We start from the raw sequence: 24390 nt of genomic DNA, 5'->3' as shown, positions 1-24390 counted from the left end.
TCAGCTGCCCCGATAGGTGGAATAGGCATAGGGCGAGGCGAGCAGTGGGACATGATAATGCCCGCCGTCCGCCACCCCGAAGTGGATCGGCACAACGTCCAGGAACGGCGGCTCGGGCAGTTCATGCCCAGCCGAACGGAAGTATTCGGCGACATGAAACGCCAGGGTATAGGCGCCTGGTTCCAGCGCGGGAAAATCGCGCAGGCGCCCGTCGGCGTCGGTCTCGCCTTCGGCCAGCAGGCTATCGGCAGACCACAGCATGATCCGCATGCCCGCTGCGGGGCGGCCGCTGGTGGTATCGAGCACATGGGTGGACAGCGTGGTCATGCCGCCACCTCCACTGCCGAGGCCGGGCGCGGCCATTCCCCGACGAACTCCTGCTCGTCATAGGCGATGAACTGCGCCAGCAGCGCTTCGCGATCATCGAGGAACAGCTGGTCGGCAATCCCGCGCACCAGGCGGGGCAGCGCGTTCTTCATGCCCGACAGCGCCGAGGCGGACAGCCCCAGGCTGATCAGCGCGGAATAATTGAATGCAAACAGGCCGTGGAGCAGCGGCGCGGCTTCCGGCGTACGCGGCGTGAACTCGAACGCCTCGCCCAGATAGGGATGCGCGTCGATCAGCGCGTTGCGCTCCGCCTCGGGCATGGCCACCTTGTCACCCCACAGCGCGATATGCGGGGCCAGCCCGGCCAGTTCGGGCCGCAGGCGCGGATCGGATATGAGGCCGGTCGAGAGGATCACGAAATCGAACGCAAAGCGGTCGTGCGGCGTCGTCACGATCACCTGCCCATCCTCGAAGGCCACGGCAGTCCACGGGCTGCCCAGGTGCAGGCCAAAACCCGGCCAGCTTGCCGCGCGGTTGAACGTGTCGTTGGTCGGCGGCTGGTTGTGCGAGAGGAACGCGGCCATCGCGCGATACTTTTCCGCGTCGCTCAGCGCGGGATAGCGCGCGGTGAAGCCCACCCGCTCCATGAAGCGGATCGGGTTGATGCGCGGCAGCACCTTGCGCCGCATGAACACGTGCACTTCGCCCACGCCTTGCGCCAGGGCATGGTTGGCATTGTCGAATGCACTGGCGCCGCCGCCCAGGATGCCGATGCGCTTGCCCTTCAGCGCGGCGAGATCGATCGGCTCGCTGGTATGAGCATAGACGTGGCGCGGCAGGTTTTCGCGGATCATCGCTGGGGTATGCCATTCGCCGCCGCCCTGGATGCCCGTGGCCAGCACCACCTTGCGCGCCAGCACCGTTTCGCCATCGGCCAAGGCCACGCTGTAGATACCCTCGCCCGCCGGGGTGATCCCAGTCACTCTGGCATCGTTGCGCACCGGCAGGTTGAGCACGCGGCGATACCAGCGCAGATAGTCCATCCATACCCCGCGCGGGATCTTGTCGAGCGCCTCCCACGCCGCCGCGCCAAAACACGCGGTGAACCAGGCCTGCGGCGTCAGCGCGGGAATGCCATAGTCGATCGGCGTCAGCCCCTTGGGCGTGCGCAGCGTGATCATCCGGGCATAGGTTTCCCACGGGCCTTCAAAGCCTGCGGGGTTCTCGTCCAGCACCAGGATATTGTTGATCCGCTCGCGCTTGAGGCCGAACGCTGTGGCGAGGCCACTCTGCCCGCCGCCCACGATCACCACGTCATATACGGGGCCGTCCGGGTGCGTGCGCGGGCGCGTCCAGTCCGGACCGAAGCTGTCCACCAGCGCCAGTTGGCGCGCCAGGTCCGCTTCCAGCGCGGCCAGGGCAGCGGTATCGACGGGTTGCAGCGTGCTCATGCCATATCCTCCAGTCGGAGCCGGGTGATCTTGCCGATTTCGGCAAGCGCCGTGGCGATTTCGGTTTCGGTGTCGCTCTGCGCGCGCGCTGCCATCGCCGCGAGGATGCCGGCCTTGTCGGTCAGCCGCACGCAGATGATAAAAGGCATGTCATGCGCCGCGCGATAGGCGGCGTTGAGCGCATGAAACCGCGCGAATTCCTCGGGCGTCAGCCGGTCCAGCCCGGCCGAGGCCTGCTCGGCGGCGGAAGCCTGGGTCAGCGTGCCGTCGACAGCCGCCTTGCCCGCCAGTTCGGGGTGCGCGCGGATCAGCGCCAGTTGCTCCGCGCGCGTCGCGGCGTACACCACAGCCATCAGATCGGCATGGCGATCGCCCGAAGATGGCGCGGCATCGGCGCGCTCTTCCACCCAGGGCGAATGTTCGAACAGGGCGGTCAATGGCTGTCCCCTTCCAGGCTGACATGGGCCGAAACGACTTTCCAGCCATCGGCGAATTTCACCCAGGCCTGGCTCTGCCGCCCACGCCGGGCCGAGCCTTCGCGGAAGAATTCGGCATCGGCGGTGGCAAAATTCTCGCCATAGACAGTGATCGCCACGCGCCCCAGCTTGCGCTGCGGCGAGCCGCCGCGCCCTTTCCGAAATTCACGGATCGCGTCGATGCCATAGAGCACTTCGCCCACGCCAAAGCGGTTGGTGGTGGGCGCATCGTGAAACAGCGCATCCATTGCCGGAATGTCGTCGGCCATCAGCGCGCGCTCGTATGCGGCAAAGGCGGCCTCCACTTCGGCCAGCGCCACGGGATCGTCGATGGTCATGCCGCCGGCCCTCCAAAGGGGTGCGTGGCGATCCAGTGGCGGGCAATGTCGAGCCGCGTCGCCACCCAGCCGCGCCCGTCGGCCAGCACATGATCGACAAACCGCGCCACGGCCCGCGCGCGCGCCGGGCGCCCGGCAATGCGGCCATGCAGGCCCACGCTCATCATCCGCCCGCCTTCCTCGGCCAGCTGGTCATAAGTATCGCGCAGATAGCGGAAGAACTGCTCGCCCTCGGTAAAGCCGTTGAGCGCCACCATCTTCATGTCGTTCGCATCGAGGCTGTAGGGCACGATCAGTTGCGCGCGCCCATGCTGCGCGTCCCAATAGGGCACGTCATCGGCATAGCTGTCGGCGTCATAGACAAACCCGCCCTCCTGCGCCACGAGCCGCGCGGTCTGCGGGCTGGTGCGGCCCTGATACCAGCCGAGCGGGCGGCTGCCGGTCAGCTGCGTGTGCAGGGCAATGGCCTGGGCGATATGCGCGGCCTCCACGTCCTCCGGCACGTATTGGTAGTCGATCCAGCGAAAGCCGTGGCTCGCCACTTCCCACCCGGCCTCGAGCATGGCGTCCACCGCCGCCGGGTTCTGCGCCAAGGCGCTCGCCACGCCGAACACCGTCACCGGCACGCCGCGCATCGCAAAAAGGCGATGCAGCCGCCAGAACCCGGCCCGGCTGCCGTATTCATAGAGGCTTTCCATCGCCATGGCCCGCGCCGGATGGCGCGCGGCGCCGACCATATCGGACAGGAACCCTTCGGACAGTTCGTCGCCATTCAAGACGCTGTTTTCGGCGCCTTCCTCATAATTGATCACGAAGTTCACCGCCACGCGCGCCCCGCCCGGCCATTGGGCAGCGGGCGGCATGGCGCCATAGCCGACGAGATCGCGCGTCATGCCATGATCTCCGCGTCCCACGCCGCCAGCGCAGCGGGCACGGCGGCGCCCAGCGGCAGCGACACGCCCTGCGCCGCCAGGCAGGCTTCCAGCGCACCGAGCGTGAGCAAGACCTTGTGCTTCATCGCGTTGTAGCCCATCGCCCCCAGGCGCCAGATCTTGCCGATCAATGGCCCGAACGCCGTGCCGATCTCGATCTCGAAATGCTCGCGCATCGCCCGGCGCACCGCCTCGCCGTCCACGCCTTGCGGGATATAGACGCCGGTGACGTTGGTCATGCGGTGCGCATCGTCGCCAAACAGCGTCAGGCCCATGGCGCGCAGCCCCGCGCTCATCGCCGCGCCCGCTGCCTTGTGCCGCCGATAGCGCGCGTCCAACCCCTCGCCCAGCGCCACCCGCGCGCACTCGCGGGCGCCATAGAGCATGGTGGTCGCCTCGGTATGGTGGTTGAGGCGCTTGTCGCTCCAGTAATCCATGATCATGGCGAGGTCGAAATAGTTGGACGGGATGCGCGGCCCCGTGCCGTCCACCGCATCGGTGGCGCGGATGCCCTTCTCGTCGTGGCGGCGGGCAAAGATCGCCTCTGCCGCGGCATCGGAAATGGTGATCGGCGCGCTGCCCGATGGCCCACCCAGGCATTTCTGTAAGCCGCCGGTGATCACGTCGGCGCCCCAGCGGTCGGCAGCAATGTCCATACCGCCCAGCGTGGCCGTGGCATCGACATAGACCAGCGCGCCCACTTCGCGCGCCACCGCGCCAATGCCGTCAAGCGGCTGGGCCATGGTCGTGGACGTATCGCCATGCACCGTGCAGATCAGGCGCGGCTGCACGCGCAGCGCGGCCGCGCGGATCGCTTCCATCGGCACCACTTCGCCCCACGGCGCATCCACGGTTTCGAACTTTGCGCCGATCCGCGTGAGAATTTCCTGCAGGAGCAGGCCGAAGCGGCCGAAATTCACCACCAGGGCCACTTCGCCGGGCTGGATCAGGCCGACCAGCGATGCCTCGATCCCCGCGCGCGCTGTGCCGTCGATCAGCATGGTCCAGTGATTGCCCGTACCGAAGATCGGGCGATAGAGCGCCATGACCTGGTTCATATAGCCGGTCATTTCCGGGTCGAACTGGCCCAGCAGATCGGCGCTCATCGCGCGCAGTACGCGCGGATGGGCATTGACCGGCCCCGGCCCCATCAACAGGCGCTGGGGCGGATCGATTTCGCCAAAGAGCAAGGGGTCAAGCACAGGACGCTCCCAGATTTTCGATGAAGCCGAGCATGACCGCCAGCGCCGCCTGGGCGTCGGCCGGTTCGACATGTTCGGCAGGATTGTGGCTGACGCCCTCGCGGCAGCGGATGAACAGCATGGCCGTGGGGCATAGATGGGCCAGGTTCATGGCATCGTGCCCCGCCCCGGAAACCAGCCGGTGCGCCGGGTGGCCAGCGGCAACCAGCGCGGCTTCCAGGCTGTCCATCAGCGCCGGATCGCAGGGCGATGGCGGCAGATCGTGAACCAGACGATGGCTCAGCGACAGACCGCGCCGCGCGGCAATCGTGGCGATTTCGGCCAGGATCGCACCGGCCCCACGGTCCCGTCGCGCCGCCTCGCCCGCCCGCACATCAATAGTAAAGCGCACGTGCCCGGCAATCACGTTGGCTGCCCCCGGCAAGGCCTCGATCCGGCCCACCGTCGCCACCAGATCGCTGGCATCGGCGCGGGCGATCCGCTCGATCGCCACGATCATCTCCGCCGTACCAGCCAGCGCATCGCGGCGCAGCGGCATGGCGCTGGTGCCGGCGTGGCCGGCGAGGCCCGCCACGTCCACTTCATAGCGCAATTGCGCGGCAATGCCTGTCACCACGCCCAGCGCGAGCCCTTCGGCCTCCAGCACCGGCCCCTGCTCGATATGCGCTTCGAGATAGGCGAGCGCACCGGGATGGCGGGCGGCCAGCAGCGTTTCGGGCGAAAGGTCCCATTCGCCCAGCGCCTGCGCCAGGGAAGTACCGCTGGCATCGGCCATCTCAGGCACTCTGTCTAGCAGCCCTGCTACCGCCTTGCTGGTCAGCATCGCGGCAGGAAAACGGCTGCCTTCCTCGTCGCCAAAGGCGATGACTTCGATGGCGAAGGGCATCAGGCGCCCCTGCGCATGGAGCGCGGCCACGCATTCGATGCCCAGCATCACGCCCAGCGGCCCATCATAGAACCCGCCATCGCGCACGCTGTCGATATGGCTGGCGATGATCAGCGGCAGGCCATACTCGGCGCCTTCATAGCGCCCGATCAGATTGCCCGCGCCGTCGATGCGCGTGGCCATCCCGGCGTGCGCCATCCACGCCGCCACTTGCGCCACGCTGGCGCGGTGTGCCGGGGAAAGCCAGCCGCGATAAAGTCCATCCTCCATGTCGGAAAAAGGCGCACGACCCAGCGCCTTGCACCGTTCCACCGCACGGGTACCGCCCGTCACCATGCCGCCACTCCGCCATCGCTGCGCGGATCGGTCGCGCCTTCCAGCGCGCCATCTGGATGGCGCACCAGCGCCCCGGCATGGCCCATCATCGCAGTCAGCGGCCCGACGCGCTCCACCACATGCCCCGCCGCTGCCAGCGCGGCATAGACTTCCGGCGCAAAGCCGTCCTCGATCTTGAGCGTGGTGCTATCCTCGCCCCAGGTGCGGCCCAGCAGCCAGCGCGGCGCGGAAATCGCCTCCTGCAAATCCATCCCGTGCCACACATGGCGGCTGAACACGGCGGCCTGCGTCTGCGGCTGCCCTTCCCCGCCCATCGTGCCATAGGCCATCACGCGGCCATCGTGCAGCGCCGCCAGCGCGGGATTGAGCGTGTGGAACGGCTTGCGGCCCGGCTTCAAGGCATTCCAGCCGGTTTCGGCCAAGCGGAACGAAGCGCCCCGGTTCTGCCAGGTGATCCCGGTCTGCGGCAGCACCAGCCCCGATCCGAATTCGAAATAGGTGCTCTGGATGGCGGAAACGACCTGCCCCTGCGCATCGGCCGCCCCGAACCAGCAGGTATCGCCCCATTGCGAGGGCTGCGGCCAGGGCAGCGCCCGCGCCGGGTCGATCCGCGCGGCCATGGCATCGAGCGCCTTGGCATCGTCCAGCAGGTCTTGCGCCGCCACGGTCATATAGGCCGGATCGCCGCAATGCGCGTCCCGCCACAGGAACGCCTGCTTGGTCGCTTCCACCAGCGCGTGGACATGGGCAAAGCCCTCTCCCGCGCTGCGCCCGGCGCGCTCGGCCAGGGCGAGGATGAGCAGCGACGCCACGCCCTGCGTGGGCGGTGCGCTGTTGTAGAGCGTGCCGGCCTGCGTTTCGACCGCCAGCGGCGCGGGCCGCGTGGCGCGATGCGCGGCCAGATCGGCCGCGGCAACCGGGCTGCCCAGCGCGGCGAGGTCCGCCGCGACGTCCGCCGCCAGCGCGCCGCTGTAAAAATCGGCAATCCCCGCTTCGGCCAAGCGACGCAGGGTTCCCGCCAACGCAGGCTGGCGCAGCACGTCGCCTTCCTGCAAGGGGCGACCTTCGGGTTCGAACACCTGGGCATAGGCGCCGGGCTGCGCGCGCAGTTCCGGCCCCTTGGCGACGGCGAGCGCGGCATGCCCGGCGGTCACCGCCACGCCCGCTTCGGCATGGGCAATCGCGGGCGCCAGCAGGCGAGACAGCGGCAGGGGCGAAGGCTCGGTGGCCAGCACCGCTTCCCAGGCCGACAGCGTGCCCGCGACGGTATTGGCCGCCAGCGGCCCGCGCCAGGGCACGGCGGCATGCCCGGCATAGCGATCGAGCGTCGCCGCCTGCGCCGCCCCGCCCACACCATGCACGGCATGGACGCGGCCATCGGCCTCGCGGATCAGCCAGAAGCCGTCGCCGCCGATCCCGGTCATATGCGGATAGACCACCGCCAGCGTCGCGGCGACGGCAATCGTCGCCTGCGCCGCGCTGCCGCCGTCCTGCAACACATCCAGGCCCGCCTGCGCGGCCAGATGGTGCGGCGCGGTGACGATACCGCCCGCCCCGCGCACCGTATGAAGCGTGCCCGCCATCGCGCTCAATCCGGCAGCGCGGCGATGAACGCGCGCACCACGGTGGCCGAATTGACCGAAGCGACGTGATCGAACACATATTCCATGTTGCGATCCGCGTCCCCACCGGCAAGGTCGGACAGCGAGCGGAACACGATGGCCGGCACGCGGTTGGCATAGGCCACCTGGATCACCGCGCCGCTTTCCATGTCGAGCAGGCGGGCGTGCCACGCGCGGAACAGATATTCGCGGAACTGCGCATTGTCGGCATAGACGCCGGCCGAAACCCCGGTGCCGCCCACTTCCACTTTAGGATCGTGCGGCAGGCACAGCTTGGCTTCCGCGCTCATCCCGGCCGAAGGCGCCACGCAGCGCTTGAGCGTCAGGCCCGCCGTCACCTTGCGCGCCAGGGCAACCAGCGCCGGATCGGCGGGCAGCAGGATATGGTTCTTCGCCGGTTCCACGGCGTTGCCCACGCGGGTGCCGTTGGGGAAGATGAACTGCCAGTTTTCCGGCGCGCCAGCGGGGCTCGGCGAGGGCGTCTGCCAGCCCTTCGTACCATCCGGCCTTTCGGTCTGGCGGGCAAACATCACTTCCAGATATTGGCCCCACTGCTCGGGCACCGAAACGTCCCCGATATTGAGCGCCGGGTCCACCCCGCCGGCCACGCCGGAAAAGACGATCCGCTTGACCTTGAAATGGTCGATCGCCAGCTGCGTGTTCATCGCCGCGTTGACCATGGAAACGCCGCTCGACATCAGGATCACCGGCCGCCCGGCCAGCGTGCCCAGCACGATCTCGCGGTCGTTGACTTTCACGCGGCGGCCATGGGTGATGACGGCGGCCATGGCCTCCCATTCGGGGGCATAGGCGGTTAGCACCAAGGTGCGCGGCGTGGGATCGAGCGTGACGGCAGCGGCCTGCGCGGCCTGGGGAATGGCCACCAGCGCTGCCGCTGCGGCCAGGATTGCCTTGAACTTGCCCATCATGCCGCTCCCATCCACACGAACCGCGCCACGAACAGCGCCGCCAGCACGAACAGGAACCAGTCGCTCTTGCGCGCGCGGCCACGCAACAGGGTGAGCACGGCGTGGGCAGTGATGCCCAGCGCCAGGCCATTGGCGATGGAAAAGGTCAGCGGGATCATCGCCACGGTCAGGAACGCCGGGATCGCCGCCATCGGGTCTTCCCACTCCACCTCGGTCAGCGGCAACAGCATCAGCCCGCCCACGATGATCAGCGCCGGGGCCGTCGCCGCCAGCGGCACGAGCTGGGCATAGGGCGCCACGAACATGGTGGCGAAGAACAGCAGGCCCGTGACAATCGCGGTCAGGCCGGTGCGCCCGCCCGCCTGCACGCCCGCCGCGCTTTCCACATAGGACGTGACCGTGCTGGTGCCGGCCAGGGCGCCCACCATCGTTGCCACGGCATCGGTGATCAGGATGCGGTTGAGGCCGGGAATGCGGCCCGCCTTGTCCATCAGCCCGGCGCGCTTGGTGACGGCGACCAGCGTGCCGATATTGTCGAACAGATCGACGAACAGGAACACGAAGACGATCTCGATCACCCCGCCCGACAGCTTGAGCACGCCGGGCAGATCGAGCTGGAACGCCGTGGCAGTGAGCGCGTCGAGCGAGTAGGGCTGCGGCGCGACGTGGACCATGCCGGAAAACCAGCCGACCAGCGTGGTGGCGACAATGCCCAGCAGCATGGCCCCGCGCACGTTCCACACCGACAGCACGCCGATGATCAGCAGGCCAAGCAGCGCCAGCGCCGGCCCGGCGCTCTTAAGGTCACCCAGCGCCACCAGCGTGGCCGGGTTGCCCACCACGATGCCCGCATCCTTCAACCCGATGAAACCGATGAACAGGCCGATGCCCCCGGCGACCGCCGCGAACAGGTAATTGGGAATGACCGAGACGATCAGTTGTCGCACGCCCGTGAGCGTCAGGATCAGAAACACCAGGCCCGAAATCATCACGCAGCCCAGGCCCACCTGCCAGGGCACATGCATCTGCCCCACCACGGTGAACGCGAAATAGGCGTTGAGGCCCATGCCCGGTGCGAGCGCCAGCGGCGTGTTGGCCGCCACGCCCATCAGGATCGAGGCGAACGCAGCGGCAAAGCACGTGGCCGCCGCCACCGCCGCCACCGGCATGCCCGCCTGGCCCAGGATGGAAGGGTTGACCAGCACGATATAGGCCATGGTCAGGAACGTGGTTGCGCCCGCCACCACTTCGGTGCGCATGCTGGTGCCGCGCCCCGCGAAATCGAAATAGGCGCCGATCCGCTGCGCCACGCCCTCTGTCATTGCAATTCCCCTGAAATTTCTTGTGGCGCGATGTCTTGCGGCGCGATTGCCCCCGGCGCAGTTGCACCGACCACGCCCCGTTCTTCCAGCATTTGTGCACACGCGAAAAGAGCCGTTTCGCCAAAACGGCGCCCGATCAGTTGCAAGCCCAGCGGCAGTTGTCCCGGCCGCCGCAGCGGCACGCAAAGCGAAGGCAGGCCCAGGAACGTGATCGGCTGGGTGTGAATGCCCAGGTCCGCGCGCGCGGGCACCATGGCGCCGTCGATCAGGATACGCGGATCGGCAATCAGCGGCGCCGTACAGGGCGTTGCCGGCGCGAGCAGCACATCCACCCCGGCCTGGTCCATCAGCGCATCGACATGGTCGCGCGCCGCGGCCCGCAAGTCTTGCGCGGCATCATAGAGCGCGCGGGGCAGCAGGCTGCCCGCAATGAGCCGGTCGCGCACCGCCGGGTCATACGCCATCGCGGCGCGCGCCAGGTCGGCGCGGTGCAGGTTGCCGCCCTCATAGGCGGTGATCAGGAACGCCGCCGAACGATAGCGCGCCAGATCGGGCAGCGTCAGCCACGGTCCCTCGCCCACGATCGCGGCAATGGCGCTGGCCTGTGCTGGATCGATGTTTTCGGCAAACCGGCCGCCCAGTGCACCCAGGTGCAGCGCGGTGGGCGCCGCATCCGCGCGCCCGGAAAGCACGGCCCAGATCGCGCGCAGATCGGCCAGATTGCCGGTGAATGGTCCGATGTCGTCAAAGCTGTGGGCGAACGGAAACGTGCCGTCGAGCGGCAGGTCGGCGTGCGTGGGTTTCAGGCCATAGAGCCCACACAGGCTGGCCGGCACGCGGATCGAACCATTGGTGTCGGACCCCAGGGCAAAAGCCAGCGCGCCCGCCGCCACCACCGCCGCCGATCCGCCCGAAGAGCCACCGGCCAGCCGCGCGGGATCGTGCGGATTGCGCGTGGTGCCATGGCGCGCGTTGATCGTGGCAAAGCCATAGGCGAATTCGTCCATGTTGAGCGTCGCCACCAGCACGGCGCCCGCCGCAGCCAAGCGCCGCACCGCCTCCGCATCGGTGGCAGCCGGCGCGGCATCGGCGCGCACGGCCGAGCCGGCCGTGGTCACTTCGCCCGCCACGTCGAACAGGTCTTTCACGCCATAGGGCACACCGGCGAGCTGCCCCGGATCGCGCCCTTGCGCCACCATGGCGTCCACCCGCGCGGCTTCATCCAGCGCGCGCGCGGGCAACAGGCGCGTGACCGCGACATGCGGGTCTGCCGCGAGACGCGCGAGCGCGGCCTGCGCCAGGTCCACCGCGCTCGCCTTGCCAGTGCGGACAGCAGCAGCCTGTTCGAGCGCGGACATCACGCGGCGTTTCCGGCAAAGATCGCGGCATGGCGCGCCAGCAACGCCAGGTTGCCCATAACGCCCGGCACGCACGCCGGCGGAATCTGCCAGCCATCGCGCTGGGCAGCGGCCTGGGCCTCAACCTCTGTGGCGGGCAGTGCCAAGGCCTCTGGCGGCAAGATGGGAAGGGATAGCTGGGGCTGATCGACCATGATGGGGCGATGATAGCGACCACCCCCCTATCGATCCAACGCAATGATCGGAACGGATGGTTGCAAAAATTAGAGCAGGTGTGGTGCGCCCTGCTCCTTCGCTGCCTCAGCCTCTGCCGCGGCCAAAACCCGCAGCACATTGCCCGACCAGATCTTCGCCACGTCCGCCTCGCTATAGCCGGCGCGCAGCAGCGCGGTGGTCAGGCGCGGAAGGTCGGCCACGTCCTCAAGGCCAGACACCCCGCCGCCGCCATCCCAGTCCAAGCCGATGCCGACGTGGTCCACCCCGGCCACTTTCAACGCGTGGAGCAGGTTGGCCATCACATCGTCGAACCCGGCGCGCTGTTCGGGCCATTCGCGGTCGATCTTTTGGCGCGCAGCGAGGTAATCGGCACGCTCCGCCACGGTCAGCACGCGGTCTTCGGGAAAGCGTTGCTCCAGCGCGTCGAGCGCGGCCTTGCGCTGCGGGCTTTGCGCCAGCTTCTTCACATAGACCGAATTGATCTGGATGACCCCGCCCTGCGCCGCCAGCGCGCGCAAATGCGCGTCGTCGATATTGCGCGGATGGTCATAGACCGCCTTGCAGCCCGAATGGCTCAGGATGATCGGCGCTTTCGACAGGCGCAGCGCATCGTCGAGCGCGGCATCGGAACTGTGCGAGAGATCGGGCACCACGCCCAGCCGGTTCATTTCCGCCAGAAGCTGCACGCCTGCGGGGCTCAAGCCATCCCACTTGGCCGCATCGGTGCTGCTGTCGGCAAACTGGTTGGTCTTGAAATGGGCAAAGCCCGATATCCGCACGCCCAACGCATAAAAGGACTGGAGCAAGGTGGGGTCATCGCCCAGCGGCCAGGCATTCTCGATGGAAAGATAGACCACGCGGCGCCCACCCGCGGCGATCGGCGCGGCATCGGCGGCCTTGCTCGCCAGGGCAAAGGCATCGGGGTGCGCCGCCACCATGGCGTGGATCGCCACCGCACGGCGCAAGGCATAATCGCGCGCCGCGCGCGTGCTGGCCGGATCGAGCGGCCCCTGCGGCGTATAGATCGCCCAGAACCCGCCATCGAGGCCGCCAGCCACCATGCGCGGCACGTCCACCTGCGTATAATCGTCGCGCACGCTGTGGCGCTGGGTGATCGACCAGCCCGGCAGCACGAGCGAGGCCGGCGTGTCGAGATGGGTGTCAAGCGTCAGCGCGCGCTCGTGCACCGCACGCTCGGTCTTAGTGGGCAGCGGCGCATCGGCCAGGGCCGGTGATGCCATGGACATGGCGACGAGCGCGGCAACGGCGGGACGGGGGAAACGCATGGACCCTTCATCCGGCTTTCCCTCGCGCCGCGCAAGGGCTAGAGGCGCACCCCATGTTGCGTCTTACCGAACTCAAGCTGCCGCTCGATCACGATCCCGCCGCCATGCTGCCCGCCATCGCCGCGCGCCTGGGCGTGGCGGAAAGCGCGGTCGTGCGCTTTGCCGTGGCCAAGCGTGGCAACGACGCGCGGCGCAAGAACGCGATCCAACTGGTCTATGCGGTGGACGTGACGCTGAGCGAGGCGGATGAAGCCGACGTGCTGGCGCGCCTTGCCGGCGACAGCCACGTACGCCCCACGCCCGACACCACCTATCGCTTTCCGGTCAAGGCGCCGGAAGGCTGGCACGCCGGCGAAGGCGAGCGCCCCGTGGTGATCGGCGCGGGCCCGTGCGGCCTGCTCGCCGGATTGATCCTGGCGCAGATGGGCCTGAAACCCATCATCGTGGAGCGCGGCAAGGCCGTGCGCGAGCGTACCAAGGACACCTGGGCGCTGTGGCGCAAGTCGGTGCTGACGCCGGAATCCAACGTGCAGTTCGGCGAAGGCGGCGCCGGCACCTTTTCCGATGGCAAGCTCTACAGCCGGATCAAGGACCCCCGCCACTTGGGCCGCAAGGTTCTGGTGGAATTCGTCAAGGCCGGCGCGCCTGACGACATTCTCACCGAGGCGCACCCCCATATCGGCACCTTCCGCCTGGTCACCATGGTCATGTCGATGCGCGAAACGATCGAGAAGCTGGGCGGGGAATACCGCTTCGGCACCCGCGTCGACGATTTCGCCGTCGAGACCGACGCCGCTGGCGAGCGGCGCCTGGCCGGGCTGCACTTGTCCAACGGGGAATTCCTGCCCGCCCGCCGCGTGATCATGGCCGTGGGCCATTCCGCGCGCGACACTTTCGAGGTGCTGTACAATCGCGGCGTGCATATCGAGGCCAAGCCCTTTGCCATCGGCGTGCGGATCGAGCATCCGCAAAGCCTGATCGACCAGGCCCGCTATGGCGCCTGCGCCAAGCACCCCGTGCTCGGCCCGGCGGCCTATGCCCTGGCGCACCAGGCCAGCAATGGCCGCGCGGTCTACAGCTTCTGCATGTGCCCGGGCGGGCGCGTGGTGGCCGCAGCCAGCGAGGAAGGCCGCGTGGTGACCAACGGGATGAGCCAGTATTCCCGCGCCGAATTCAACGCCAATTCGGGCTTGGTGGTGGATATCACGCCCGAACGCGATTTTCCCGGCCATCCGCTGGCGGGCATTGCCCTGCAACGCCATTGGGAAGAGCGCGCCTTCGTGGCCGGCGGATCGAACTACCAGGCGCCGGGGCAGAAAGTGGGCGATTTCCTGGCCCGCCGCCCCAGCAGCGAATTCGGCAGCATCGTCCCATCCTATCAGCCCGGCGTGCACCTCACGGCGCTGGAAGAATGCCTGCCCGATTTCGTCACCGACGCGCTGCGCGAGGCGCTGCCCGTGTTCGGCCGGCAGATGGTTGGCTATGATCACCCCGACGTGGTGATGACCGGGGTTGAAACGCGCACCTCCTCTCCCGTGCGGATCACGCGGGGCAAGGACCTGCAAAGCCTCAACACCCGCGGGCTCTATCCCGCCGGCGAAGGCGCTGGCTATGCCGGCGGCATTCTTTCGGCGGCAGTGGACGGGATTCGCGTGGCCGAAGCGCTGGCGGCAGACCTGCTCGCCGGGTGATTCGCGCAAAAACCGGGGTTGCCGCCCACGCCGGTGGTGGCAACGATGCGCGTTGAACAAGGTGCATACCAATGCATTTGCGATTGGTATTATCGCCGGCCCGAGATAGCGCTAACACCATACTGCTGCACAAACCTATAAAATCGTTTGCATTTTTACCGGCAAATGTTGGCGGCCGCTGTCAATCCAACGTTTCCGGGGCTTTGATTGCAAAAAATGCATGTTTCCTTGCGCGAAACGCATTTGCTTGCCGGCTCTGAATGGGTCATTCGGATAAGGCCTTTCAGGCATCCTCTCCCAAAACTTCCCGGGCCGATCGGATTTCCGACCGGCCCTTTTTTTGTCCGCGCGCCATGCGTTCACGTAAATATTGTATGCAACACATACAATATTTACGCTATGGGCTGGGCCGACAAGAGCCGCAAACCGCAACTGCCAGGGGAGAGAACATGGCTACGCTTATCGACGGGAAGGCAATCGCCCGCGCGCTTTCGAACACCACCGCCCAGGCCGTGGCGCAGATGGTCGCCGATGGCTTGCCCACGCCTGGCCTGGCCGTCGTCCTGGTGGGCAACGATCCGGCGAGCGAGGTCTATGTCGGCCGCAAGATCAGCCAATGCGCCAAAGTGGGAATCCATTCGATCGAGCATCGCCTGGCAGCCGATACCGCGCAGGACGATCTGCTCGCCCTGATCGCCGCGCTCAATGCCGATGCCACGGTGCACGGCATCCTGGTGCAATTGCCGCTGCCGGCGCAGATTGATGCCGGCAAGGTGCTCGATGCGATCGACCCGGCCAAGGACGTAGACGGCTTCCATCCGGTCAACGTCGGCCGTCTCTCCACCGGCACCGGCGGCCTGGTGCCCTGCACCCCGCTGGGCTGCATGATGCTGCTCGATACCGTGATCGACAACTATCGCGGGCTCGATGCCGTGGTGATCGGCAAGTCCAACATCGTGGGCAAGCCGGTGGCCATGCTGCTGCTGGAACGCGAATGCACGGTTACCGTCACCCACATCGCCACGCAGGGCCTGCCCGACATCGTGCGCAAGGCCGATATCGTGGTGGCTGCCGCCGGCGCGCCCGAACTGGTCAAGGGCGATTGGGTCAAGCCCGGTGCCGTGGTGATCGACGTGGGCATCACCCGCGTGAACCAGCCCGATGGCACCACCCGCCTGGTGGGCGACTGCGCCGCGCACGAAATGGACCACGCCCGCGCCGTGACGCCAGTGCCCGGCGGCGTTGGCCCGATGACCATCGCCTGCCTCTTGGCCAACACCGTGCAAGCCGCACAATCCTGACCTGCGAACAAAGCCCCCTCCTCTTCAGAGGAGGGGGTTTGGGGGTGGTGCGATGGGTAGCGCAAGGCTTCCACCACCCCCCGCCCCCCTCCTCTGAAGAGGAGGGGGAGATAGAGACAAAAAAGGGCGGTTCGGAGCCTGTCCGAACCGCCCTTTTTGTGTGTCTTGCGACCGCGATTTAGCGGGTGGCCGCCGTCCGGTTCGCCCACAGCGCGAAGATCGTGCCGGCCGCGCCCGAAAGCAGGTAGGCACCCGAAGCAAGCAGGCCATAGTTGGCCGAGAGCCACAGCGCCGCATAAGGCGCAAAGCCCGCGCCCAGCAGCCAGGCCAAGTCGCCCGTCAGGGCCGAGCCGGTGTAGCGGTGGCGGGTTTCGAACGCATCGGCCACGGCGCCCGAAGACTGGCCGAACGAAACGCCGAGCAGCAGGAAGCCGGTGAGCATGAACGAAATCTCGCCCGCCACGCCGATGCCGAGCAACTGCGGGGCAAAGCCCGAGAACGCGGCGATCGCGGCGGCCGAGAAGCCCAGCAGGGTGCGGCGGCCCACGCGATCGGCCACCAGGCCCGAAATCACGATGGCAGCAACGCCCAAGGCCGCAGCGCCGGCTTCGATGGTGAGGAAGCGGGTGGGTTCTTCGCTGGTGAAGATGAACACCCACGACAGCGGGAACACGGTGACCATGTGGAACAGCGCAAAGCTGGCGAGCGGGGCGAAGGCGCCGATCAGGATCGTCTTCCACTGTTCGCGGATGGTGACGAGCGGGCTTTCGGCCACCAGGTCACGCGACTCGAACAGGCGCTGGAATTCGGGGGTGACCACGATGCGCAGGCGCGAGAACAGCGCCACCACGTTGATCGCGAAAGCCACGAAGAACGGGAAGCGCCAGCCCCACGAAAGGAAGTCTTCGGCCGGCAGCGACGAGGTGAAGAACGCGAACAGCAGGCTGGCCACGATCAGGCCAAGCGGCGCGCCAAGCTGGGGGATCATGGCATACCAGCCGCGCTGGCCTTCGGGGGCATTGAGCGCGAGCAGCGAGGCCAGGCCATCCCATGTGCCACCCAGGGCAAAACCCTGGCCAAGGCGGAACAGCGCCAGCAGCAGCACGGCATTGCGGCCCAGATCGGCATAGCCGGGCAGGAATGCGATCGCCGCGGTCGAGCCACCCAGGCCGAACAGCGCCACCGTCAGCTTGAAGCCGCGGCCATAGGCGCGGTCGAGCCACATGAAGAACAACGAGCCGACCGGGCGGGCGATGAACGCCAGCGGGAACACCGCAAACGAAGCCAGCGTGGCGTTGAGCGGATCGAGGTACGGGAAGAACACCTTCGGGAACACGATCACCGATGCGATCGCATAGACGAAGAAGTCGAAGAACTCCGACGTACGCCCGATGATCACGCCGATGGCGATCTCGCCGGGGGAAATCGGGCCGTGTCCGGCGTGGGAATCGCTCCCCAGCTCTGCGTTGTAATCGACTACGGCAGCAGTCATGGCTGACACAAACTCCTTGGCTTCCGCGCATTTCTCGCAAACGCGCCGAATGGCCGGCCGCATGCGCAGCCTGCCTGTGATATACCCTATTGGAATTGTGCAGCCGCGAAGGGGATTGGACAAAATGTCCTATCGTTTGCACAGGCCACCGCTTCTAGGTGCGCACCATGCGTGCGAACCTCCTGAATCGGGCGCGCCTGTTGCGCTGCGCCATCGTCCCGCTCCTGGCCCTGCCGCTTGCCGGCTGCGACTGGGTTGTGCTCAACCCCGCGGGCGACGTCGCTCGCCAGCAGGGCGACCTGGTCATCGTGGCCACCTTGCTCATGCTGCTGATCGTGGTGCCCGTCATGGCCACGGTCGTGCTGTTTGCCTGGCGTTATCGCGCCAGCAACACGCAGGCCAAGTACGATCCGGACTGGAACCACTCCACCCAGCTGGAACTGCTGATCTGGGCCGCGCCGCTGATGATCATCATCGCGCTGGGCGCCGTCACCTGGGTGGGCACCCATCTGCTCGATCCCTACCGCGCGATTTCGCGCATCGATTCCCAGACGCCGCTGGTTTCGAACGAGAAGCCGTTCGATGTCGAAGTGGTGTCGATGGACTGGAAATGGCTGTTCATCTATCCTGAACAGAACATCGCCACGGTCAACGAACTGGTCGTGCCGGCGGGTCGCCCGCTGCGCTTCCGCCTGACTTCGTCCACCGTGATGAACACCTTCTATGTCCCGGCGCTGGCCGGCATGATCTACACCATGCCCGGCATGGAAACCAAGCTGCACGCCGTGTTCAACAGCGAAGGCTCGTTCCAGGGCATTTCCGCACACTATAGCGGCGCCGGCTTCTCGCACATGCACTTTGCCACGCGCGCCGTGTCCGACCAGCAGTTTGCCCAGTGGGTGGCCAGCGTGAAGGCCGGCAAGAACGATGGCGCACTGACCCGCGACAGCTATCTCCAGCTCGACAAGCCCAGCATTGCCGAGCCCGTGCACCACTATACCTCTGTCGCGCCCGACCTGTTCAACGCCGTGGTCGACCTGTGCGTGCAACCGGGCAAGATCTGCGCCAGCCAGATGGCCATGCTCGATGCCAAGGGCGGCGTGCCCAAGGAAGCGGCCCGCCTCAACGTTGCGGCGCTCACCTATGACAAGAGCGGCCGCGCCACCGAAACCCCGGTCCTGCCCGGCAGCGTGATTGCCCAGACCGACCGCTTCGTGAAGGCCTATTGCAGCGACAACCGCCCGATGGCTGCCCCCAGCGCCGAAACCGCCCCACCCAAGACGCTGGACCGCCTGCGCGGCGCTGGCATCAACCAGGCAAGCGGCCCCCGGATCAGCCTGGCTGGTCCGCTGCTGCAGCCTGCCTCTTGAGGCAGATTGCCGAATTCTCAAGTCGTACCAGATTTGATCCAGTCCTGTTCTTCTGATCGATGGATACCGCGATGACCGCTGTCCCCCTTCCAGCCACTGCCCCGCCGCAGTGGTCCCCGCTCCTGGGACGCATTTCCCTAGAGCAGCTACCCTTCCTCCACGAACCGATCGTGGCGGCAACATTCGCCGGCGTGGTCCTTGGCGGGATCGCGCTGGTGGGTGCGCTCACCTATTTCCGTCTCTGGGGCTATCTCTGGAAGGAATGGTTCACCAGCGTCGATCACAAGAAGATCGGGATCATGTACATGATCCTGGGCCTGGTGATGTTCATGCGCGGCTTTGCCGATGCGATCATGATGCGCCTCCAGCAGGCCATCGCGTTCAACGGCAGCGAAGGCTATCTCAACGCGCATCACTACGATCAGGTGTTCACCGCCCACGGCGTGATCATGATCTTCTTTGCCGCGATGCCTTTCGTCACCGGCCTGATGAACTATGTCGTGCCGCTGCAGATCGGCGCGCGCGACGTGTCGTTCCCGTTCCTCAACAACTTCAGCTTCTGGATGACCACGGGCGGCGCCGTGCTGGTCATGGCTTCGCTGTTCCTGGGTGAATTCGGGCAGACCGGCTGGCTGGCGTTCCCGCCGCTGTCGGGCCGTGCCTACAGCCCCGGGGTCGGCGTGGACTATTACATCTGGTCGCTGCAGGTGGCCGGCGTGGGCACCACGCTTTCGGGCATCAACCTGATCGCCACGATCATCAAGATGCGCGCGCCGGGCATGACCTTGATGCGCATGCCCGTGTTCACCTGGACCGCGCTGTGCACCAACGTGCTGATCGTCGCGTCCTTCCCGGTGCTGACCGCCGTGCTCGTGCTGCTCTCGCTCGATCGTTATGTGGGGACCAACTTCTTCACCAACGACTTCGGCGGCAGCCCGATGATGTACGTGAACATGATCTGGATCTGGGGCCACCCGGAAGTCTACATCCTGATCCTGCCGATCTTCGGCGTGTTCTCGGAAGTCACCTCCACCTTCTCGGGCAAGCGCCTGTTCGGCTACACCTCGATGGTCTACGCCACCGTGGTGATCACCATCCTGTCGTATCTGGTGTGGCTGCACCACTTCTTCACCATGGGTTCGGGCGCCAGCGTCAACAGCTTCTTCGGCATCACCACGATGATCATCTCGATCCCGACGGGTGCCAAGCTGTTCAACTGGCTGTTCACGATGTATCGCGGCCGCATCCGCTTCGACCTGCCGATGATGTGGACCGTGGCGTTCATGCTCACCTTCACCATCGGCGGCATGACCGGCGTTCTCCTCGCCGTGCCCCCGGCCGACTTCGTGCTGCACAACTCGCTGTTCCTGATCGCGCACTTCCACAACGTGATCATCGGCGGCGTGGTGTTCGGCGTGTTCGCCGCGATCAACTACTGGTGGCCCAAGGCCTTTGGTTTCAAGCTCAACCAGTTCTGGGGCAAGGTCAGCTTCTGGTGCTGGGTGCCCGGTTTCTGGATCGCCTTCACCCCGCTCTACATCATGGGCCTGATGGGCGTGACCCGCCGGACCCGCGTGTTCGACGATCCCAGCCTCCAGCCCTTCTTCGTCGTGGCCCTGCTGGGCGCAGTGCTGATCGCCGCCGGCATCGGCGCGATGGTGCTGCAGTACGGCGTGTCGATCTGGAAGCGGGAAGAGCTCAAGGACGAAAGCGGCGATCCGTGGCACGGCCGCACGCTGGAGTGGGCCACCAGCTCGCCCCCGCCGGCCTACAACTTCGCGTTCACCCCGATCGTCCATGACCTGGACGCCTGGGAAGACATGAAGCGCGCCGGCGTCGGCCGCCCGCTCGATGGCTATCGCCCGATCCACATGCCCAGCAACACCGGCGCGGGCGTGATCCTGGCGGGCATCAGCACCGTGCTTGGCTTTGGCCTGATCTGGCACATCTGGTGGCTGGCCGGCATTTCGTTCGTGGGTCTGATCGCCAGCGCGATCATCCACACCTTCAACTACAAGCGCGATTACCACATCCCGGCCGAGGACGTTGCCGCCGTCGAGGCGCAGCGCACGGCCCAGCTGGAACGCCTTGGCCAGACCCAGGGAGCCGCCGCATGAGCGATGCCACCCATTCGTCGGCGCCCCTGCCCGATTCCATCGCTTCGGCCTCGCTGGCCAAGCTGGGCAAGTTCTGGGACCTGAACGAGCACGACCATCCCGAAGGCCACAGCACCATGCTGGGCTTCTGGATCTACCTGATGAGCGACTGTCTCATCTTCGCGATGCTGTTCGCCGCGTTCGGCGTGCTCGGTGGCAACTATGCCGCCGGGCCCGGCCCGCGCGAGTTGTTCGAGCTGCCGCTGGTGGCGCTCAACACCTCGATGCTGCTGTTCTCGTCGATCACTTATGGCTTTGCCATGCTGGCGATGCAGCGCGGTTCGGTCAGCCAGACGCAGATGTGGCTGCTGGTCACCGCCGTGTTCGGCGCGGCGTTCCTGTCGATCGAACTTTATGAATTCGCCAACCTGATCCACGAAGGCGCCACGCCCCAGCGCAGCGCGTTCCTTTCGGCCTTCTTCACGCTGGTTGGCACCCACGGCCTCCACGTGACGTTCGGCCTGGTCTGGCTGTTCACCCTGGTGGTGCAGGTTTCGCGCAAGGGCCTGATCCAGGCCAACAAGCGCCGCCTGATGTGCCTGTCGCTGTTCTGGCACTTCCTCGACGTCGTGTGGATCGGCGTCTTCACCTTCGTCTACCTGATGGGGATGCTGCGATGAGCGCGAAGAACTACAACGACCTGGCCCATGCCCACGCGCATGGGGACGCCAATCCCCATGCCATCGGCCACCATGGCGAGGAAGCGCACGGCTCGCTGCGCGACTACGTCATCGGCTTCGTGCTTTCGGTGGTGCTCACCGCCATTCCGTTCTGGCTGGTGATGAGCGGCGCGATTGCCGACAAGACCACCACGGCCCTGGTCATCGCGGCTTTCGCCGTGGTGCAGATCATCGTGCACATGGTCTACTTCCTGCACATGAACGGCAAGGCCGAAGGGGGCTGGAACATGCTGGCCCTGATCTTTACCGGCGTGGTCGTGCTGATCGTCATCTCCGGCTCGATGTGGGTGATGTACCACATGAACGCCAACATGATGCCGATGCACGCCGAGCAGATGGACTGATCATGACACCGCAAACGGGCAGCAGGCGGCGCTTGCTGCCCGTTTCGATTCTGCTGGTGCTGGCCCTGGCCTTTGCCGCGCTCGGCGTGTGGCAGGTCAAGCGCCTCGCCTGGAAAGAAGCGCTGATCGCCGATGTGGACCGCGCGCTGCACGCCGCGCCCATCGCGCCCACGGCCATTCCGGCGGGCGATATCGCGCCACTCGCCTATCACCGCGTCACCCTGTCGGGCCACTTCCTGCCCGCCGCCACCGTGCTCGTCACGGCCACCAGCAGCCTGGGCAATGGCTATTGGGTGATGGTCCCGCTGACCGCGCCTGGCGCCGCCCCGGTGTGGATCAACCGTGGCTTCGTGCCGCTGGGCACCCGCCTGGATACGGCCCGCGCTGCCGTGCAGGCCGGGCCGGTGGCCATCGTCGGCCTCGTCCGCCCCAACGAACCGCATGGCACGTTCCTGCGCGCCAACCGGCCCGAAGCCGAACGCTGGTATGCCCGCGATCTGCCGGTCATGGCCGCGCGGCGCGGTGTTGCCAGCGAAACCCGCTATTTCCTCGATGCGCAAAGCGAAACGCCACGGCCCACCGCCGCCCCGGTGCCGGTGCCGGGCCTGACCGTGATCGCGTTTCCCAACAACCACCTGTCCTATGCGCTCACCTGGTTTGCCCTTTGCGCCCTCTCGCTTGGCGCGGCAATCATGGTATGGCGCAAGGCGCGATGAACGCGACCCAGACCCAGTCACCCACCCGCCCGATCTACCCCGCTGCCAGCGCGCGCAACATGGCGCTGCTGGTGCAATTGCGCTGGATCGCGGCGGCGGGCCAGCTGGTGGCCATCTGGGTCAGCGTTCAGGTCCTGGGCGTCAGGCTCGACGTGGCGCCGCTGGTGGCCGTGCCGATCCTGATGGTGGTGATCAATGGCCTTACCCTGCTGCTCGATCGCGGGCGCGAAGGCTATAGCCATGTCGAACTGCTCGGCGCGCTCACGCTCGATATGCTGGCGCTGGCCTGGCAACTCTATTTCAGCGGCGGCACGTCCAACCCGTTCACCTTCCTGTTCCTGATGCAGATCGTGATCGCGGCGATCCTTTTGCCGCCCAACTGGAGCGCGATCGTGGCCGTCATGGCCGGGCTGATCGTCGCTCGCCTCGCCTTCGTCCACCGCCCGCTCGACCTGCCCGCCGGCACCTTCGACGGCACAATCGAGCTGTTCCAGTTGGGCAACCTCGTCTGCTTCGTGCTGGTCGCGGCGCTGCTGGTGTTCTTCGTGATCCGCATGGACCGCAACCGCCGGCAGAGCGAAACCGCGCTGTCCGCGCTGCGCCAGCAGGCGACGGAGGAACAGCACATCGTCCGCCTCGGCCTGCTCGCCTCGGGCGCGGCGCATGAACTGGGCACGCCGATGGCGACGATGTCGGTCATCCTGGGCGATTGGCAGCGCCACCCGGCGATCATCGCCGATCCCGACTTGCGCGACGAGTTGCAGGACATGGCCTCCGAACTCAAGCGCTGCAAATCGATCCTTTCGGGCATCCTGCTCAGCGCCGGGGAAGCGCGGGGCGAAAACCCGCAGATCACCACGCTGAGCGAATTCCTTGAAACCATTGCGGCCGAATGGAACGCGCGCGGCCACGGCGCGATCCGCCTGCGCAACATGGTGCAGACCGATCGCCCGATCGTGGCCGATCCGGCGCTGCGCCAGATCATCGGCAACGTGATCGACAACGCCCTGGAAGTCTCGCCCGATTTCGTGGAAATCCGCGCGGAAATGTCCGGCGGCGATATCGTGTTGACCGTGCTCGATCTTGGCCCCGGCTTCGCCCCGGAAATGCTGGAATCGATCGGCCGCCCCTACAATTCCACCAAGGGCCGTGACGGCGGTGGCCTTGGCCTGTTCCTGGTCGTCAACGTCGTGCGCAAGCTGGGCGGCCGGGTCGACGTGAAGAACCGCACCGCGCGCGGCGCCATGGTGCGCCTGGAAATCCCGATGGCCTCGCTGGCTTATCGTACGGGGGAACCCTGATGACCGATCCCGAACCGACGCCACCTGAACTGACCCCGGGCGAACTGATCCTGGCCGCGCAGGACGAAGCCCTGCCGCTGGTGATCGTGGAAGACGATCCCGCCTTTGCCCGCACCCTGCGCCGCTCGTTCGAACGGCGCGGCTATGCCGTGGAGCATGCCGCCACGCCCGACGAACTCGAAGCGCTGCTGGAGCACCACGATTTCCAGTTCGCCGTGGTGGACTTGAAGCTCGGCACCGGTTCAGGCCTCACTTGCGTCCACATGCTGGCCGAACGTGATCCCGAAACCCGGATCGTGGTGCTCACCGGCTTTGCCTCCATCGCCACGGCGGTGGAAGCCATCAAGCTGGGCGCGGCGCACTACCTGGCCAAGCCCGCCAACACCGACGATATCGAGGAAGCCTTCGGCCGCGTCGGCGGCGACCCTACGGTGCCACTCGACACGCGCAAATCCTCGATCAAGACGGTGGAATGGGAATATATCCACTCCACCCTGGTCGAATGCGATTTCAACATTTCCGAAGCCGCGCGACGCCTGGGCATGCACCGCCGCACCCTGGCGCGAAAGCTGGAAAAGCGACCTTTGCGCTGACTTCATTCTTCGCCACCCCGGATCAAGTCCGGGGTGGCGAGCACTTCATATGTATTTGCTAAACC

23 protein-coding genes are annotated in these 24390 nt (G+C 66.7%); 9 read left to right on the top strand and 14 right to left on the bottom strand.

What is annotated here, in order from left to right; genetic code table 11:
* From uraH to FHT19_RS07590, 13 genes are all read right to left on the bottom strand, one after another.
* Positions 1–327, bottom strand: a complete 327-nt coding sequence (gene uraH / locus FHT19_RS07650) for a hydroxyisourate hydrolase (RefSeq protein ID WP_169474480.1) — start codon at positions 325–327, stop codon at positions 1–3.
* Positions 324–1778, bottom strand: coding sequence for an NAD(P)/FAD-dependent oxidoreductase (locus FHT19_RS07645; RefSeq protein ID WP_169474479.1), 1455 nt, complete (start codon positions 1776–1778; stop codon positions 324–326). The genes uraH and FHT19_RS07645 overlap by 4 nt, the downstream gene beginning before the upstream one ends.
* The gene (uraD, locus tag FHT19_RS07640) at positions 1775–2215 is read right to left on the bottom strand and encodes a 2-oxo-4-hydroxy-4-carboxy-5-ureidoimidazoline decarboxylase (protein WP_169474478.1); all 441 of its coding nucleotides are present in this window, start codon (positions 2213–2215) and stop codon (positions 1775–1777) included. Before uraD ends, FHT19_RS07645 begins: the two co-directional genes overlap by 4 nt.
* Positions 2212–2592, bottom strand: coding sequence for an oxalurate catabolism protein HpxZ (gene hpxZ, locus FHT19_RS07635; RefSeq protein ID WP_169474477.1), 381 nt, complete (start codon positions 2590–2592; stop codon positions 2212–2214). The genes uraD and hpxZ overlap by 4 nt, the downstream gene beginning before the upstream one ends.
* Positions 2589–3485: an allantoinase PuuE gene (puuE, locus tag FHT19_RS07630; protein WP_169474476.1), complete on the bottom strand. Its 897-nt coding sequence runs from the start codon at positions 3483–3485 to the stop codon at positions 2589–2591. Before puuE ends, hpxZ begins: the two co-directional genes overlap by 4 nt.
* The gene (locus FHT19_RS07625; protein WP_211184830.1) at positions 3482–4675 is read right to left on the bottom strand and encodes an alanine--glyoxylate aminotransferase family protein; all 1194 of its coding nucleotides are present in this window, start codon (positions 4673–4675) and stop codon (positions 3482–3484) included. The genes puuE and FHT19_RS07625 overlap by 4 nt, the downstream gene beginning before the upstream one ends.
* Before the next feature lie 43 nt (positions 4676–4718).
* The gene (locus FHT19_RS07620; protein WP_169474474.1) at positions 4719–5948 is read right to left on the bottom strand and encodes an allantoate amidohydrolase; all 1230 of its coding nucleotides are present in this window, start codon (positions 5946–5948) and stop codon (positions 4719–4721) included.
* Positions 5942–7531 (bottom strand): gamma-glutamyltransferase, encoded by a 1590-nt coding sequence (locus FHT19_RS07615; RefSeq protein WP_169474473.1) that lies wholly within the window; start codon positions 7529–7531, stop codon positions 5942–5944. The genes FHT19_RS07620 and FHT19_RS07615 overlap by 7 nt, the downstream gene beginning before the upstream one ends.
* A 5-nt stretch (positions 7532–7536) precedes the next feature.
* The gene (locus FHT19_RS07610; protein WP_248290307.1) at positions 7537–8499 is read right to left on the bottom strand and encodes a 5'-methylthioadenosine/S-adenosylhomocysteine nucleosidase; all 963 of its coding nucleotides are present in this window, start codon (positions 8497–8499) and stop codon (positions 7537–7539) included.
* Positions 8496–9821 (bottom strand): NCS2 family permease, encoded by a 1326-nt coding sequence (locus FHT19_RS07605; RefSeq protein ID WP_169474472.1) that lies wholly within the window; start codon positions 9819–9821, stop codon positions 8496–8498. Before FHT19_RS07605 ends, FHT19_RS07610 begins: the two co-directional genes overlap by 4 nt.
* The gene (locus tag FHT19_RS07600) at positions 9818–11182 is read right to left on the bottom strand and encodes an AtzE family amidohydrolase (RefSeq protein ID WP_169474471.1); all 1365 of its coding nucleotides are present in this window, start codon (positions 11180–11182) and stop codon (positions 9818–9820) included. Before FHT19_RS07600 ends, FHT19_RS07605 begins: the two co-directional genes overlap by 4 nt.
* Positions 11179–11373 (bottom strand): hypothetical protein, encoded by a 195-nt coding sequence (locus FHT19_RS07595; RefSeq protein ID WP_169474470.1) that lies wholly within the window; start codon positions 11371–11373, stop codon positions 11179–11181. The genes FHT19_RS07600 and FHT19_RS07595 overlap by 4 nt, the downstream gene beginning before the upstream one ends.
* A gap of 69 nt (positions 11374–11442) precedes the next feature.
* Positions 11443–12642: a dipeptidase gene (locus FHT19_RS07590; RefSeq protein WP_169474971.1), complete on the bottom strand. Its 1200-nt coding sequence runs from the start codon at positions 12640–12642 to the stop codon at positions 11443–11445.
* 92 nt (positions 12643–12734) lie between these two features.
* Here FHT19_RS07590 and FHT19_RS07585 point away from each other — a divergent pair, with 92 nt between their 5' ends.
* The gene (locus FHT19_RS07585; RefSeq protein ID WP_169474469.1) at positions 12735–14372 is read left to right on the top strand and encodes an FAD-dependent protein; all 1638 of its coding nucleotides are present in this window, start codon (positions 12735–12737) and stop codon (positions 14370–14372) included.
* 449 nt (positions 14373–14821) lie between these two features.
* Positions 14822–15673 (top strand): bifunctional methylenetetrahydrofolate dehydrogenase/methenyltetrahydrofolate cyclohydrolase FolD, encoded by an 852-nt coding sequence (gene folD / locus FHT19_RS07580; protein ID WP_168554954.1) that lies wholly within the window; start codon positions 14822–14824, stop codon positions 15671–15673.
* 178 nt (positions 15674–15851) lie between these two features.
* Here folD and FHT19_RS07575 read toward each other — a convergent pair whose 3' ends face one another.
* Positions 15852–17165, bottom strand: a complete 1314-nt coding sequence (locus FHT19_RS07575; protein ID WP_168554953.1) for an MFS transporter — start codon at positions 17163–17165, stop codon at positions 15852–15854.
* A 167-nt stretch (positions 17166–17332) separates the two neighbouring features.
* On the opposite strand from FHT19_RS07575, the gene cyoA reads away from it, so the two are divergent.
* The 7 genes from cyoA to FHT19_RS07540 all read left to right on the top strand — a co-directional run bounded on the left by cyoA (position 17333) and on the right by FHT19_RS07540 (position 24325).
* A complete protein-coding gene (gene cyoA, locus FHT19_RS07570; protein WP_169474468.1) occupies positions 17333–18535 on the top strand; it encodes a ubiquinol oxidase subunit II in 1203 nt (400 codons plus the stop codon).
* Positions 18536–18606: 71 nt separating this feature from the next.
* Complete coding sequence (gene cyoB, locus FHT19_RS07565) at positions 18607–20652, top strand: cytochrome o ubiquinol oxidase subunit I (protein WP_168554951.1); 2046 nt, start codon at positions 18607–18609, stop codon at positions 20650–20652.
* Positions 20649–21311, top strand: a complete 663-nt coding sequence (gene cyoC, locus FHT19_RS07560; RefSeq protein WP_169474467.1) for a cytochrome o ubiquinol oxidase subunit III — start codon at positions 20649–20651, stop codon at positions 21309–21311. Before cyoB ends, cyoC begins: the two co-directional genes overlap by 4 nt.
* On the top strand, positions 21308–21715 hold the full coding sequence (gene cyoD / locus FHT19_RS07555; protein WP_168554949.1) for a cytochrome o ubiquinol oxidase subunit IV: 408 nt from the start codon (positions 21308–21310) through the stop codon (positions 21713–21715). Before cyoC ends, cyoD begins: the two co-directional genes overlap by 4 nt.
* Before the next feature lie 2 nt (positions 21716–21717).
* Positions 21718–22431, top strand: a complete 714-nt coding sequence (locus FHT19_RS07550) for an SURF1 family cytochrome oxidase biogenesis protein (protein WP_169474466.1) — start codon at positions 21718–21720, stop codon at positions 22429–22431.
* Positions 22428–23732: an ATP-binding protein gene (locus tag FHT19_RS07545; RefSeq protein WP_246865910.1), complete on the top strand. Its 1305-nt coding sequence runs from the start codon at positions 22428–22430 to the stop codon at positions 23730–23732. Before FHT19_RS07550 ends, FHT19_RS07545 begins: the two co-directional genes overlap by 4 nt.
* Positions 23732–24325 (top strand): response regulator transcription factor, encoded by a 594-nt coding sequence (locus tag FHT19_RS07540; protein WP_169474465.1) that lies wholly within the window; start codon positions 23732–23734, stop codon positions 24323–24325. The genes FHT19_RS07545 and FHT19_RS07540 overlap by 1 nt, the downstream gene beginning before the upstream one ends.
* The last annotated feature ends 65 nt before the right edge of the window (positions 24326–24390 follow it).

Source organism: Novosphingobium sp. SG919 (genome assembly GCF_012932495.1).
GTDB classification, from domain to species: domain Bacteria; phylum Pseudomonadota; class Alphaproteobacteria; order Sphingomonadales; family Sphingomonadaceae; genus Novosphingobium; species Novosphingobium rhizosphaerae.
This window is presented reverse-complemented; position numbering and strand designations above follow the sequence as displayed.

Bases quoted from the DNA above. Each gene is read 5' to 3' on its own strand.
- cyoD (WP_168554949.1), top strand. From the start codon at position 21,308: ATGAGCGCGAAGAACTACAACGACCTGGCCCATGCCCACGCGCATGGG.
- FHT19_RS07575 (WP_168554953.1), bottom strand. From the start codon at position 17,165: ATGACTGCTGCCGTAGTCGATTACAACGCAGAGCTGGGGAGCGATTCC.
- FHT19_RS07605 (WP_169474472.1), bottom strand. From the start codon at position 9,821: ATGACAGAGGGCGTGGCGCAGCGGATCGGCGCCTATTTCGATTTCGCG.
- cyoB (WP_168554951.1), top strand. From the start codon at position 18,607: ATGACCGCTGTCCCCCTTCCAGCCACTGCCCCGCCGCAGTGGTCCCCG.
- FHT19_RS07610 (WP_248290307.1), bottom strand. From the start codon at position 8,499: ATGATGGGCAAGTTCAAGGCAATCCTGGCCGCAGCGGCAGCGCTGGTG.
- FHT19_RS07545 (WP_246865910.1), top strand. From the start codon at position 22,428: ATGAACGCGACCCAGACCCAGTCACCCACCCGCCCGATCTACCCCGCT.
- FHT19_RS07590 (WP_169474971.1), bottom strand. From the start codon at position 12,642: ATGTCCATGGCATCACCGGCCCTGGCCGATGCGCCGCTGCCCACTAAG.
- FHT19_RS07595 (WP_169474470.1), bottom strand. From the start codon at position 11,373: ATGGTCGATCAGCCCCAGCTATCCCTTCCCATCTTGCCGCCAGAGGCC.
- cyoC (WP_169474467.1), top strand. From the start codon at position 20,649: ATGAGCGATGCCACCCATTCGTCGGCGCCCCTGCCCGATTCCATCGCT.
- FHT19_RS07540 (WP_169474465.1), top strand. From the start codon at position 23,732: ATGACCGATCCCGAACCGACGCCACCTGAACTGACCCCGGGCGAACTG.
- FHT19_RS07550 (WP_169474466.1), top strand. From the start codon at position 21,718: ATGACACCGCAAACGGGCAGCAGGCGGCGCTTGCTGCCCGTTTCGATT.
- cyoA (WP_169474468.1), top strand. From the start codon at position 17,333: ATGCGTGCGAACCTCCTGAATCGGGCGCGCCTGTTGCGCTGCGCCATC.
- folD (WP_168554954.1), top strand. From the start codon at position 14,822: ATGGCTACGCTTATCGACGGGAAGGCAATCGCCCGCGCGCTTTCGAAC.
- FHT19_RS07585 (WP_169474469.1), top strand. From the start codon at position 12,735: ATGTTGCGTCTTACCGAACTCAAGCTGCCGCTCGATCACGATCCCGCC.
- FHT19_RS07620 (WP_169474474.1), bottom strand. From the start codon at position 5,948: ATGGTGACGGGCGGTACCCGTGCGGTGGAACGGTGCAAGGCGCTGGGT.
- puuE (WP_169474476.1), bottom strand. From the start codon at position 3,485: ATGACGCGCGATCTCGTCGGCTATGGCGCCATGCCGCCCGCTGCCCAA.
- uraH (WP_169474480.1), bottom strand. From the start codon at position 327: ATGACCACGCTGTCCACCCATGTGCTCGATACCACCAGCGGCCGCCCC.
- hpxZ (WP_169474477.1), bottom strand. From the start codon at position 2,592: ATGACCATCGACGATCCCGTGGCGCTGGCCGAAGTGGAGGCCGCCTTT.
- FHT19_RS07645 (WP_169474479.1), bottom strand. From the start codon at position 1,778: ATGAGCACGCTGCAACCCGTCGATACCGCTGCCCTGGCCGCGCTGGAA.
- FHT19_RS07615 (WP_169474473.1), bottom strand. From the start codon at position 7,531: ATGGCGGGCACGCTTCATACGGTGCGCGGGGCGGGCGGTATCGTCACC.
- FHT19_RS07625 (WP_211184830.1), bottom strand. From the start codon at position 4,675: ATGGGGCCGGGGCCGGTCAATGCCCATCCGCGCGTACTGCGCGCGATG.